Consider the following 13,287-nt stretch of genomic DNA (forward strand, 5'->3'; position numbering starts at 1 on the left):
GATCCTGTAGACGCCCGGTGATGTCATGCACGACCACTATATAACTGCTATCCCCATTGGTCTTTTCGAGCGGTCCGACCCAGAGATCTGACGGAAATTCGGTGCCGTCGATGCGTTTAAAAACACATTGTTGATGAGTCGCAATTTCAGACAGGAATTCATTGGCAGCCGAATCAGCAGAAAACAACTCCTGTAGATTCTTCCCGACCAAATCAGTCTCCTCGGCATTAAAAAGAATACGTGCAGAATGATTGGTGCTTTGAATCGTATATTCGGAATCACAGGTGAGAATTGCATCGGGCACATGGTCCATGATTGCCTGTAAATGCGCTTCATTTTTAGACAGAACCTCCTGCATCTCTACGATCTGGGTAACGTCGTGCTCTACTTCGATCACCCCTTCGAATTCCCCGTTCGCCGAATACAGCGGGGTGGTTATCAGTTCCAATACGACAGGATTGCCATCTGCGTCGCAATGAGTATGTCTAACCCTTGCAGGACATCCTTTCTCCATGACTTCGATAAATGAACAGGGGTGATCAGGTTCCGTACAAGGCGCATCCAGCCGATGCGAAATCTGGTAGCAATATCTATAATTTTTCTCATCCTGACCAGGAGGAATATATTTCTTCGCCTGATTGTTCATCAATGCAATCGTGAAATCAGGTCTGATTACGAGTAGTGGGTCCGCTATACCATCGATAATCGACTGCAGAAAAATTCTTGTGTGATCTAGCTCTGCGGTACGTCGTTCGACGCGTTGCTCTAGATCTGCGTGAACCTCGTGAAGTTCATCGACATAAGCCTTGCGCTGTTGCGTCTCACGACGTAGTAAGCGATGAGTAGCTAGAAACGTGATGGCCAGGGCCAGGTAGAATACGCCCAGAATTCCACCTATTATCCAAAAAACGACGCGCTGCCTTACTTCGACCTCTCTGACGACTTCAGATATATTCAGATAAGTTTCGAATACACCAATCACATCACCTGTCTTTGGCGACTTGATCGGGACGTATTGCTGGTGCAGATCCTCTACTTCAATAATATTATCGAACTCGTTCAAGTGGTTGGGATGGACCTGGCCAGAAATTGGCGTACCTGCGAGCGCACTCTGCACGCCTTTATTCTGTTTTGCGTCGGCGCCTATTTCATGACGGTTAGTAGAATAAAGGACAATTGAATCCCGGCTATAGATTTTAACTTTCACCACCGGAACCCAGCGCAATTCCTGTTCCAGGTGCAAATTGATGTTGGCGAGCATCGAATCCGATAATGCGCTTCGGGGCTCGACGAGCTCCTTTTCGAGTCCTTCTGCGAGCAACGAATTTCGCAATACGATCGAAAGATTCTTATTGTGCGAATCCAGGTGATCGCGCAAGTATTCCTCACTTAATTCATTATGAAAATACAGCAGTGCTAACAACGTGACCGTCATACCGACGATGCTGACAATCATAAACTGGCGCAGTGGTGATGACATCTTCATCTCGAGTTATTAAAGGAGACCCGGGTTGGTTTGTTATTGAGTATCCAAATTTGATTTACATCAAGATGGACGGAAAATATTTTCAACGAAAAGAATAGCAATAACGGGGGTAAATTTCTCTTAAACTTGGCGCCAGGCGTGCCAGCATGGGAATTCCAATATTTGAGAATTTTCGTCTGCCAAGCGAGACAGGGACTGAATTTTCAGGGCCGGATCAACCAGCCATACGCAGCTCAAAGTGAGCAAAACTTTGCGCAATCTTCTGAATATCCATTTCATCGAGTGAGAATCGCTCGGTTACACGAAACTCGGAATTTAGGCAGTGAGCCGGCATGCATTCCTGAATCACGTAATTTTCGACCTGCAGATCAACCAGTTCAGCAACCAGGTTATACAGTTTCCCCCGATCGATAAGCCGAGGGTGAATCGTCGTCCTGACTTCATAATCAAGATTGGACTCGACAATCAAGCGAGCACTTCTCCATGCGCGTTCCCCAGAATTTTTAACGCCAGTAATATCCGGATACTGTTGCACCGATGCCTTGATATCGAGACCAACCCAGTCGAGTAGTGGTAACAATCTTTCCAATCGATCAGGATAGGTCCCGGCGGTGTGCAGGCCAACTTTGAAGCCCATGCGTTTCACTTGCCGCACCGCCATGGCAAGGCCCGATTGCAGGGTCGGTTCGCCACCGCTGAAGACAACTGCGTCGATTAGCGTTTTACGCTGGTGCAAAAATTGCACAGCCGATGACCACGGAATTCCAGGCGCAGCTCGGCGGCGAATCAAGTCACCGTTATGGCAGTAGTGGCAACGCCAGGGGCAGCCTTGAAGAAATAAAACCGCGGCCAGATGACCGGGATAATCGATTGTGGTAAACGGTTCAATACCGCCGACATCGATTGGTTTACGAGTCCGGGTTTTTTTCGTGGAAGAATTTACGCTGTTCATGCTCGGCCTGCTTACCAGGATTGAAAGAACTCACGGGCCGGTGATAGCCCATGACACGGGTCCAGATTTCGCAGCGTGTTCGCTCTTCATCTGTCAACCTAGTGAACGTTTGTTGAGTCATGATATTTTCCCTCGTGATAATCCAATTTAATCTGTTTTGCCGCGATCAACTCGTCATCGCAACGGGGACAAAATTCGTGCTCACCGCTCAGGTAGCCGTGATTTGGGCAAATCGAAAAAGTCGGTGTTACCGTAATGTAAGGCAGATGAAAATTAGCCAATGACCGTTGAACCAGTTTCTTACAGGCCTCAACATTGGAAATACGTTCGCTCATATACAAATGGAGAACTGTTCCTCCGGTATATTTCTTTTGCAGTTCATCCTGCATCTGCAGGGCTTCGAACGGATCGCTGGTATAGCCGACCGGCAGCTGTGACGAATTCGTGTAGTAGGGTTTTTCAGGCGTTCCTGCCTGCAGGATATCCGGAAACTTTTTACAATCCTCGCGTGCCAGTCGATAGGTAGTCCCCTCGGCCGGGGTCGCCTCGAGGTTATACATATGGCCTGTTTCGCGCTGGAACTCTATCATGCGTGCGCGAATATGATCCAAAAACCGGATGGCCATGGCTCTTCCCTTTTGCGAGACAATGTCTTCGCGGTCATGCGAAAAATTACGAATCATTTCGTTGATGCCGTTTACCCCAATGGTGGAAAAATGGTTACGCAATGTTCCCAGGTAGCGCCTGGTATAGGGGAACAATCCGGCATCCATGTGCCGCTGAATCACTTTACGTTTGATCTCGAGGCTGTTCCTGGCCTCGATCAACCACTTGTCCAGCGCCGTTAACAGTGCGGTTTCATTGTCTTGATTCAGGTAGCCGAGACGCGCACAATTTATCGTAACCACGCCTACTGAACCGGTCTGTTCTGCCGAGCCGAACAATCCATTACCGCGCTTCAATAGCTCGCGCAAATCCAGTTGCAATCTACAACACATGGAGCGGATCATGTTTGGTTTCAATTCCGAATTTAAAAAATTCTGGAAATACGGGAGTCCATACTTGGCTGTCATCTTGAACAACAGGTCGGCATTTTCAGAATCCCAGATGAAATCTTCCGTAATATTGTAGGTCGGGATAGGAAAGGTAAATACACGGCCCTTGGCATCGCCTTCGCTCATCACTTCGATGTAGGCGCGATTGATCATATCCATTTCGCGCTGCAGTTCACCATAGGTGAAGGCCTGTTCTTCGCCTGCGATGAGTGGAACCTGTTGCTGCAGATCTTCAGGGCAAACCCAGTCAAATGTCAGATTGGTAAAAGGCGTCTGCGTTCCCCATCTCGAGGGCACGTTGAGGTTGTAAATTAACTCCTGGATATACTGACGAACCTGCTCATAATTCAGTCGGTCTTTACGCACAAAGGCGGCCATATAAGTGTCAAACGAACTAAAGGCCTGAGCCCCTGCCCATTCGTTCTGTAAGGTACCGAGAAAATTCACAATCTGACCTACGGCGGAAGACATGTGACGGGGCGGCCCGGCCTCTACCCTGCCCTCGACCCCATTTAAACCTTCATTTAATAGAGTGCGTAATGACCAGCCTGCACAGTAACCCGCTAGCATATCAAGATCATGGATATGAATATCACCGCTGCGATGCGCATCACCAATTTCGCGGGGATAAACATGATTGAGCCAGTAATTGGCGATCATTTTACCGGAGGTATTGAGGATCAGCCCGCCAAGCGAGTAACCCTGATTAGCATTGGCCCGTACCCGCCAATCCGATCGGTCCAGGTATTCATTGATCGACGAAGAAACATCTACCAGGGTTCGCTTATCGCGCCTTAAGCGATGATGCTGTTCTCGATAAACGATATAAGCCCGAGCGGTTTTGAAATGGTCCGATGAAATCAGGACTTGCTCAACAATATCCTGAACCGACTCGACATCCGGGATTTGTTGGTTAGCAAAACGATGGCATAAAACCTTTATCACCTGTTGGGTTAAAAGACAGGCTTCTGCAAGATCGAATTCCTGTGTGGCTTCACCTGCCTTAAGCAGTGCCCGCTCGATGCGTTTATGCTCAAACTTAACCTCGGCACCGTCTCGCTTGATGATTCGTTGAGGCAAGGATAAGACGTCGTTTGCTATACCCTGGATCATTTTTCTGTCCGTTACGGTTGATGCAGTAAAACTACATATTGTGTTTATATGCCGGATCGACCACTATATATAGCGCTACAACGATTTTTATTGATCTAGATCAATTACTATTACGTATATCTAAAGCGGGCTGGAATTGGAAACTCGAACCTGGGGCCAGGGAAATAAAATTCTCGAAAACGGGAAGACATCCTCCCAGATATGGGAATAAAGGAGCCTTGTTCCTGATTTCAGCAATCAGAAAGTATCCAGGATTCCATTATCTACTGAGACGAGAATCGTTTTATAGCAAGGTTTTGTGAATCTCTGTGTTATTGACGCTGTGAAAATGGTCGCAAATCGCGTGCCATACCAACCCGTATCAAATATTTGGCATTACCCTTGCAGGTTATTTATTTAACGAATAATTAAAGGGACGTTATTAAGAGTTATGAAGTCCGAAATGTCGCTTCAGACGAAGGGCCTGCTCGCATTTGCGGTGCTGACAGTCTACGCCGCAGGACTCACGGTGTTCGTGCTGGATCAGAAAGAGGCATTGATTGGCGAAGTAGAGCAATTGCGCTTTGTCTACGAACGCGAAGGGGCAGGATCGCAGTCCGACCTCGCCACCCTGCGCACCCTGCAAAACCTGCGAGCGCAAATCCTCGTTCAGCCTAACGATATCGATAAGGAGCGACTGCGCGATCAACTCGCGTTTGTCCGCTCCCTCTACGAGGGCCTGCCGATGCGTTATCCGGGCGGAGAGACAACCCTGCTCTCGCTGCAGGGAGCGCTGGACGAGGCCTACATCAACCCCACGTTGGCGAGCGTATCGGCCCTTCAGTACAATCTTCAGGATGCGGAGGCCATGCTGGGCCGCCGAATTGATCAGATTCGGAAACAGCAGATTAGTCGTGTGGACGGGTTCCGCAGTCACAGTAACAGTGTAGCGATCGCCGCGCTGGTAATCGGTGTACTGGGTCTGATGGCAATCGGTATCACCAGTGGTCGCTTTCTCAAGACAATCAGCCGCGATCTGAAAACACTGGAGGTTCAGACGACTGCCGTGGTCAAGCGCGAAAGCCTGCCAGCCGAACTACCCAACAGCAGGCTGCCACAGCGCGGTGACGAGATCGGAAAGCTCTCCGAGGCCCTGGGACGTATGGCGATCGAACTCAAAGAGCGCGAACGCCGGGACAAAATCGAGCGCGAAAAGTACATCCACCAGGAGAAAACCGCCGCTATTGGCACCCTGGCCGCCGGTATTATTCACGAGATCGGAAATCCCGTGGCGGCAATTGCCGAATTGGTGCGCAACATGCGGGAGGATGATGCGTCGCGCAGCCTCGATCACGAGGGACTGCACACCACTTGCAATGCCGTCCTGCAGCAACTGGAGCGCATCGTCGCAATCGTACGGGATGTGTCGGACTTTTCCACCAGCCCCTCCAGAGAGCGCGAGCTGCTCGATCTCAATCAGCTGATCCGCACCACCTATCGACTCATGCGTTACGACAAGCGATTGCTGAAGGTCGGGTGCGCCCTGGAACTGGACAAGGAGTTACCGCCGGTGGAGGGCAACGAGGAACAATTGATCCAGGTCATTATGAGTATGCTGGTCAATGCGGCCGACGCTGTAGAAGGAGTCACCAGCAGGGTGCCGGTGATTACCATATCCACTCATACCGAGAACGATCGCTTGCACCTGGCCATCTGTGACAACGGGTGCGGCATGGACGAGGAGGCGCAGAAGCACATATTCGATGCCTTCTACTCCACCAAGTCGGTTGATCGGGGGTCCGGCCTCGGCCTAACCCTCTGCCAGTCTATCGTCACCGAGCACGGCGGGATGATCGAAATCGAGTCGCAAGCCGATGCCGGCACCACCGTCCACATCTACCTGCCGCGAACCCCGCAGGAGCAGGAAACTTAATCCGTGTAAATAGCAGTCTTGTCCGGGTAGATAAAGCCGGCTGAACGCATTCAAACCGGCTTTTCAGGATTTGACTCCCCGTCGTCGTCGCATATCGACCTGTATGCTTGGGACCTTCACCAGAAGTCAGGGCTGTTTTTGAGAGCATATGAGAATTTTAAGTTGCATGATATTGTTCGTGTCCCTAAAAAATCGGACGCCCGGAAATCTTGGGCGGGCGCCAGAAACCGACCCGTAACAGACGCTGTTTTACTGCCTGGCCGACCAACAATACCCCTCTTTCTTCGAGCAACTGGACTGCCGCTGCCAGACCCTGCCAGGCATCGTGTTTATACTTTACATACCGGGACCGGCTTCGCTAGTCAGGAATCAGGCCAGTGTTGCGCAGGCTCGTAATCGCAACCGTGATCTGATCATCGATCAATTGCGTGGCGGACCGGGGATCGAAGCTTTCGGACTGAATCGACCAGATCAGTTGCTGGCTCGCGCTATTGTACAGGTTGGATTCGAGCTTCAGCACTTCATATTTGTCCCAGTAGCCGGGCGTGGCGACCTGGACAGCGTGGTTGAAATAACTGTGGTAATCCCGGTAGTGGCGATCGAAGGTCGACGGCGTGTAGGTGTAGGTCGGTGGCGTATAAGTGTTGATTTCCTCGACGCCGATCACGCGCGTGACCAGCACCGCATCCATCGACTGCGCCCTGATCGCGGTATCGAGGGCATCCTTTGACGATATCTGCTCGTCGGTCAGCACCTGGTAACTCGATTTGGCCGATACACCCAGGGCCTCGAGTTCCTTGACGAAGGTATCCTCGAACAGCCGCCGAACGACCGGCTGATCGGAAACGCCGATAATCAGGATGTTGTCGACGGTTCCCGAAAAATTGCTGTCGCGCCATTCTGCCAGCGGCTTGATGGCGCAGGCCGCCAGCAGCGCGGTCATCGCTAAGGCGAGCGCGAGCTTCCCTGTCGAACCGGTAATCATGAATATGGCTCCTTGACTGATGATAATCTTCGGATAATAAACACGTTAAAACGCTCTTATTGTACTCTGCCAGTCCCCGAACAGACTACCGTCGGTTTGAATTATTACACCGTCACTTTACCTGGTCACCGCCTGTCAAGAATGGATTTGTCTCGAGCGGACTGACAAACCCCTGCCGGTGCGATATCTGGTAGCAATACCAGTTCCAGATTTAAATCGATGTTAGTGCGTATCTATTTCTTGGCGCTATCCTCTCGGATCTCTACCCTTTTTTTCCCAACATGGTAATCAGCATCGATCTGCTTGGCCCGGTACATGTTCTGGTCAGCCACCTTCAATAATCCAGCTTCGGTTTCGCTATCTCGCGGGTACATCGCGCCTCCGATATTGACACCAACCGCGCTTGACAGGTCGCCAATGTGGAAAGTTCTGGTCAGGCTTCTAGCAATCTTGGCCGCGCGTTGTTCTAGCAGTTCGATATCGGCTAGCCCTTCGAGCATTACCACAAATTCGTCGCCACCGAGTCGAGCCGCTAAATCCCCGGATCGAATTTGCGCCTGCAGCCGTCGGGCAACAATTTGCAGCACCTTATCGCCAACCTCATGCCCATGGTTGTCGTTGAAGGGTTTGAATTTTTTCAAGTCAAGAAATAGTAGGCCAAACGGGCTCGATGCTGCCAGTGCCGTCCGTATGGCACGCGACAACCGCAAGCGATTGCCGATACCTGTCAATAAATCGGTCTCGGCCTGGGCGGTGGCCTGGGTAATTTCCGAATGCATTTCCCCGCCGTCGCGCATCACCGCAACCGAATATCTTTCCCTATTAAGATCGAGATTTGTTATGGATATGGATATCGGGATCTCCCTGCCCGACTTATGAAGCGCGCTGAGTAAAGGTCTTGTGCCCATAGAAGTGGGTTTTCCACGATCAAAAAATTTTGCGAAATGCGATTCATGCGCCTTACGATAGCTCTCGGGGATGAGGCAGTTAAGGGGCTGACCCATTAGTTCGTCTGCCGAGTAGTCCAGTAGCCCCTTTACTGACGTATTGGCAAATACTATCAGACCCGTGCCATCCACGACGACAATCGCATCGGGTAGTACATTAAACAGATCACCCAGTACAAGAACCGTGTCTTTCATGTCGCACCATTTTTCATCTTCAATATACACGCCCGTCAAATTCAGAATTGCGGTATTATTGCTTGCAAATTGTGTTCCAGGTCTTTCGGCACAGGCCGCCATCTGTCAATTCGGAATTCATGGTTATAGAATTGTTATGGTTTTAATCGAGAGTAACCCCGCTGATTCTCTATCGATTCATTATGGATGTTTACTGCTCTGGCCCAAAATAGGCATCAACCACCAAAGTCTCGTCTCCACGTTTCAGTTCAATAGTTGCTGAGCCCCCCGGGCGCTTGGCCTTGACTGCATAGATCAGATCAAAATTATCCTCGAGTAGCACACCGTCAAAACGCAGCAGACGATCTCCTTTGCTGATCCCGGCCTTCGCGGCCACAGAGCCCGACACACGATCCGTTACCAGCAGTCCCGCCTGAGCATCCCTATCCCCCAGCATTACGCCAAGCCTGACCCCCTTCGGTTTGAATACCTCGTACTCCTGATAGACCAGATAGTCGACCGCTCGCATTGGAAAGCTCGGAATCTGCGCATCCATGAGTTGGTCAAGCTTCTCTTCGGGGACTTCGAGGTTATGCCCCCCCACCAGGGTATAGGGGAGCGGCAGCCGGCGATGCACCCGGCGTGGGACGCCAAAGCCATAACTCACGTGCCAACCTCCGGCAACAATAACCATGTGGTGATCGGGGTGTTCCCGCATATAGTCGGCCACTGCAGTGGCCATCGCCTCATCCCACAGGGTTTGACGGCGGAAGAAACTCTCCACTATAGGCGCCCCTGCCTCATGGACGGCGAAAATCTTTTCAATCATCGCACGCTGATAGGGATCGCTCATATCCATCTCGGGGAGTTTCTCCCGGGTCTCATGATCGAGTTTATCCAGTGGCGTCATACTGACCTTGCGTCCTAACGCTTTGGGAACATTGAGGCCAATCACCGGGATTTTCTGATCACGACTGAACTCCAGTAGCTCACGATAGAGTTCAAAATCGGTGCCCCAGTTCTCGAACCAGCGACTTTCTCGCAAGAACTCCTTCTCACTCAACTCACCAGCCACCCACCGATTGAGCGCTCGCTGCTGTTTGCTGTTGAACATTTCCATCCCCAGAGCCACCTGGCCGGGATAACGAGCCTGCATCGCCTTTAAGATCTCAAGCTGCAGACGGTGCGATGCAGGATTATCGTGCTGCTCGCCTACGTAGACCAGCGGGTAGCGGATTAAGCTGGAAAACAGATCCTGTTGGTTGATGTAGTGCCCGGTCGCGGTATGGAGGATATCACCGATTTCTGGTGTTCTAGTGGGTGGATAAGGTGCTTCACTGTCCCATTGGGGGGATGTATGACTACACCCTCCCAGAATAAGAAAAAATGAATAAATCAGATTTCTCGTCAAACGACTCATCACATCTCCATAGTATTGACTGACGGTGGGGGTATTTCGCATTATATTATTTCTACATAACCACATTAGCTATTGTACCGTCAGCCAGGGAGATACCAATTCAAGTTCAAGGGTTTGGCCTGCCGCCTTTGTTGCAACATTTCTTAGTTTCTATTCTTGTAAATCCTTTTTGCAGAAAAGACTGATAAGTGGATTGGATGGAGATGGAAGTATCTAATTAGCCGAACGTCTCTTGCGAGCACCAGGCAGCACTCGATAATTCAGTTTCAAGCGTTGGCTTCGTTCATAAATCGCCCATTAATTTCTAATTCTGGGGGTCGGCTTTCTCCAATGAAGACGCTGAAACGGGGCAAGACCACCGAGCCGTTTCTGCTAAAATGGCGGCTTGTTCGATTAACCGTTCGGGGCCGGATTGGGCCTCGAGGTCCTGATTTCGCGATGCAAGACAACCTGATTCAAAAATACAACATTCCCGGACCCCGCTACACCAGCTATCCCACGGTGCCGTACTGGGAGCAGGATTCGATCGATCCAGAGAAATGGAAAGCTACAGTCGAGCGGGCATTCATCGAAAGCAATGTCAGCGAGGGGATTAGTCTCTATATTCATCTCCCTTTTTGCGAGAGCCTGTGCACTTTTTGTGGATGTCATAAGCGCATTACCAAGCGGCATGACGTCGAATCACCCTATATCGATGCCTTGTTGAATGAATGGAGCAGCTATCGGCGCCTGTTTTCGACCATGCCTCGAATCAAGGAATTGCACCTCGGCGGTGGCACGCCGACATTCTTTAGTCCCGACAATCTGAAACGGCTGATCGATGGCATCATGCAGCACGCTGCACTGGCTGAGGACTACGAATGGGGACTAGAAGCCCACCCGAATAACACTTCCCGGGAGCACCTTCAAACCTTGTACGACCTGGGATTTCGCCGCTGCAGTTTCGGGGTACAGGACTACGATCCGCTGGTGCAAAAAACCATCAACAGGGTGCAGCCATACGAGCGCGTGCGGCAGGTAACCGACGGGGCCAGGGAAATCGGCTATACCTCGATCAGTCACGATCTGGTATTCGGATTACCACATCAGACGCTAGCGAACGTCATCGACACGATCAACAAAACCAATCAGTTGCTGCCCGACCGACTCGCGTTTTACAGCTATGCCCACGTGCCGTGGATCAAAGGCACAGGCCAGCGTGGGTTCAGCGAGGAAGACCTCCCCAGAGATGAGGCCAAGCGCTCACTGTACGAGGCGGGCAAGCAGCTTTTTTCCGAACTGGGCTACATCGAAATCGGCATGGATCATTTCGCGCTGGAAACCGACAGTCTGTACCAGTCGATGGTAAACAGGACTTTACATCGTAACTTCATGGGATATACAGCGAGTAAAACCCAGCTCATGGTCGGTCTCGGCATGTCAGCGATCGGTGATTCCTGGTATGCCTTTGCGCAAAACGAAAAAACGGTGCCGGAATACGAGACACGCGCCAACCGGGGCGATTTGCCGGTGTTTCGTGGTCACCTGTTAACCGATGAAGACCGTCTGATCCGTCAGCATATTCTCAATATCATGTGCAATTTCGAGACGTCATGGGCAAAGCCGGAGACGCAGTTTTCGCAGCTGGATGAATGCCTGCAAAAGCTCGAGGAAATGAAAAACGACGGCCTGCTGCGGCTGGAGGGCAATAAGCTCGTAGTGCCGGAACCGGCAAGACCCTTCGTCAGAAATATCTGCATGGCCTTCGATCTGCGACTGATGCGCAACGCCCCGGAAACCCGGATCTTCTCGATGACCATATAGAGGCCCGGTCTTTTGCTCCCGATCCAGGGAAATTTATAACCTGCTTAATCTCGGTCAACCCCCCCGGTGGGGCCCTACCCGGCGGGGCTAATTTAGTATCGCGGCCGGGGTACTGACAAGTTAACTTTTTAAATCGAGAAAACTCCAAAATTCTTGTCATTATTAGATCACGACACTTTCCCAAGACGCAAAAGCGCGCATTCTTAGTAGTTGATAAATCTTCGCTGATATCAGATGTCGCCCCAAATTGAATAAATTGTAAATTGCGGCATGCACATTTAATAATCGCTGTGCATGAAATACCGATTTGAATCTGCGCATTCCTCGTTCTCGTACCCTTGTAGGCTGATGGGAAAGTTCAGCTCGATTGTTTGCATACTGTGATGTGTCATGAATTGAATCTGGGATCAACTCTCGATGGGCGACACCATAGCTTCGCAGTTTATCGTTTACTATCTTTCGAGGTTCACCTTGATGCTTCTTCAGTAATCGTTTAAAGAACCGCTTGGCTGTCGCACCATCCCGACGTTTCTGGAGATACACATCAACAACCTCTCCATCCTGGTCAACAGCCCGCCAGAGATAATGTTGTTTACCTTCAATCTTGACGAAAACCTCATCAATGAAAAATGTATCGCCATAATCACGATGTTTTCTCTTTAACCTAGCTGCGTATTTTGGGCAAAATCTATTGCACTACAATCGGATTGCCTCACAAGTAACGGTACTGACAAGTTAACTGCCGTTTAGCGATAATTGCTGAATGAAAAAGTCAAAACAATACAAACGATATCGTTTTCCCGCTGAAATTATTCAATACGCAGTATGGCTCTACTACAGATTCAATCTTAGCCATCGTGATATTGAAGATTTATTAGCTGAGCGCGGGATAAATGTTACCTACGAGGCGATTCGATTATGGTGCAATAAATTCGGATCGATATATGCCACTAGGTTAAGAAAAAAGCATCGAGGCTATGGTGATACCTTCTTCATTGATGAGGTTTTCGTCAAGATTGAAGGTAAACAACATTATCTCTGGCGCGCAGTGGACCAGGATGGTGAAGTCGTTGATGTATTTCTGCAAAAACGACGAGATGGTGCGGATGCAAAGCGATTCTTTAAAACGGCTCTTGAAGATACATCAAGACGGCACTGACAAGTTAACCAATTTCGTGCCTACCGAGTGGGGATTTGATACATCGATATTTCGAAAAAAGGAGTCAATGTAGAGTTTCTAATCCTGTATCCATGCAAAAACACCACTGATTGTGGTATTCCAGCTCATCCTCACAAGTTAACTTGTCAGTACCCCTTTTTGGGCTGACCACTCTTGTAGTACCTGGCACAGCCCAGGCTTACGGAGCTTCAGGAGGTGCAATTATTGAATTCTATTCGTTATGCATATTGATCCCTTTTGGGATTATTATATTTTTCTCA

The 13,287-nt window shown here is 50.0% G+C and carries 10 protein-coding genes and 1 pseudogene; 3 read left to right on the top strand and 8 right to left on the bottom strand.

Annotated elements, in window-relative coordinates:
- The 4 genes from OES20_17680 to OES20_17695 all read right to left on the bottom strand — a co-directional run.
- A partial coding sequence (locus OES20_17680; protein ID MDH3636526.1) for a PAS domain S-box protein occupies nucleotides 1-1,480 on the bottom strand: 1,480 nt, incomplete at its 3' end.
- 220 nt (nucleotides 1,481-1,700) lie between these two features.
- Nucleotides 1,701-2,438 carry an anaerobic ribonucleoside-triphosphate reductase activating protein gene (locus OES20_17685; GenBank protein ID MDH3636527.1) on the bottom strand — a complete coding sequence of 246 codons (738 nt, stop codon included), beginning with the start codon at nucleotides 2,436-2,438 and terminating at the stop codon, nucleotides 1,701-1,703.
- Complete coding sequence (locus OES20_17690; protein MDH3636528.1) at nucleotides 2,395-2,559, bottom strand: anaerobic ribonucleoside-triphosphate reductase; 165 nt, start codon at nucleotides 2,557-2,559, stop codon at nucleotides 2,395-2,397. The genes OES20_17685 and OES20_17690 overlap by 44 nt, the downstream gene beginning before the upstream one ends.
- A complete protein-coding gene (locus OES20_17695) occupies nucleotides 2,537-4,606 on the bottom strand; it encodes a ribonucleoside triphosphate reductase (protein ID MDH3636529.1) in 2,070 nt (689 codons plus the stop codon). Before OES20_17695 ends, OES20_17690 begins: the two co-directional genes overlap by 23 nt.
- A gap of 442 nt (nucleotides 4,607-5,048) precedes the next feature.
- On the opposite strand from OES20_17695, the gene OES20_17700 reads away from it, so the two are divergent.
- Entirely contained in the window at nucleotides 5,049-6,518 is a 1,470-nt protein-coding gene (locus OES20_17700) for an ATP-binding protein (GenBank protein MDH3636530.1), read from the top strand.
- Nucleotides 6,519-6,876: 358 nt separating this feature from the next.
- On the opposite strand, the gene OES20_17705 is transcribed toward OES20_17700, so the two are convergent.
- The 3 genes from OES20_17705 to OES20_17715 form a co-directional block, all read right to left on the bottom strand.
- Nucleotides 6,877-7,503, bottom strand: a complete 627-nt coding sequence (locus OES20_17705) for a hypothetical protein (protein MDH3636531.1) — start codon at nucleotides 7,501-7,503, stop codon at nucleotides 6,877-6,879.
- A 233-nt stretch (nucleotides 7,504-7,736) separates the two neighbouring features.
- On the bottom strand, nucleotides 7,737-8,747 hold the full coding sequence (locus OES20_17710) for a sensor domain-containing diguanylate cyclase (GenBank protein MDH3636532.1): 1,011 nt from the start codon (nucleotides 8,745-8,747) through the stop codon (nucleotides 7,737-7,739).
- Nucleotides 8,748-8,835: 88 nt separating this feature from the next.
- The gene (locus OES20_17715; GenBank protein ID MDH3636533.1) at nucleotides 8,836-10,044 is read right to left on the bottom strand and encodes a ChaN family lipoprotein; all 1,209 of its coding nucleotides are present in this window, start codon (nucleotides 10,042-10,044) and stop codon (nucleotides 8,836-8,838) included.
- Nucleotides 10,045-10,482: 438 nt separating this feature from the next.
- On the opposite strand from OES20_17715, the gene hemN reads away from it, so the two are divergent.
- Nucleotides 10,483-11,847: an oxygen-independent coproporphyrinogen III oxidase gene (gene hemN / locus OES20_17720; protein ID MDH3636534.1), complete on the top strand. Its 1,365-nt coding sequence runs from the start codon at nucleotides 10,483-10,485 to the stop codon at nucleotides 11,845-11,847.
- Nucleotides 11,848-12,009: 162 nt separating this feature from the next.
- Here the strand turns inward: hemN and OES20_17725 are convergent.
- A pseudogene (locus OES20_17725) lies at nucleotides 12,010-12,525 on the bottom strand (IS6 family transposase).
- Nucleotides 12,526-12,610: 85 nt separating this feature from the next.
- On the opposite strand from OES20_17725, the gene OES20_17730 reads away from it, so the two are divergent.
- Entirely contained in the window at nucleotides 12,611-13,006 is a 396-nt protein-coding gene (locus OES20_17730) for an IS6 family transposase (protein ID MDH3636535.1), read from the top strand.
- Nucleotides 13,007-13,287 lie beyond the last annotated feature (281 nt).

The organism is Gammaproteobacteria bacterium, assembly GCA_029862005.1.
Lineage (GTDB): Bacteria > Pseudomonadota > Gammaproteobacteria.

Coding starts and splice junctions, on each gene's coding strand:
- OES20_17685 (MDH3636527.1), bottom strand. CDS start 2,438: ATGAACAGCGTAAATTCTTCCACGAAAAAAACCCGGACTCGTAAACCA.
- OES20_17690 (MDH3636528.1), bottom strand. CDS start 2,559: ATGACTCAACAAACGTTCACTAGGTTGACAGATGAAGAGCGAACACGC.
- OES20_17695 (MDH3636529.1), bottom strand. CDS start 4,606: ATGATCCAGGGTATAGCAAACGACGTCTTATCCTTGCCTCAACGAATC.
- OES20_17700 (MDH3636530.1), top strand. CDS start 5,049: ATGTCGCTTCAGACGAAGGGCCTGCTCGCATTTGCGGTGCTGACAGTC.
- OES20_17705 (MDH3636531.1), bottom strand. CDS start 7,503: ATGATTACCGGTTCGACAGGGAAGCTCGCGCTCGCCTTAGCGATGACC.
- OES20_17710 (MDH3636532.1), bottom strand. CDS start 8,747: ATGGCGGCCTGTGCCGAAAGACCTGGAACACAATTTGCAAGCAATAAT.
- OES20_17715 (MDH3636533.1), bottom strand. CDS start 10,044: ATGAGTCGTTTGACGAGAAATCTGATTTATTCATTTTTTCTTATTCTG.
- hemN (MDH3636534.1), top strand. CDS start 10,483: ATGCAAGACAACCTGATTCAAAAATACAACATTCCCGGACCCCGCTAC.
- OES20_17730 (MDH3636535.1), top strand. CDS start 12,611: ATGAAAAAGTCAAAACAATACAAACGATATCGTTTTCCCGCTGAAATT.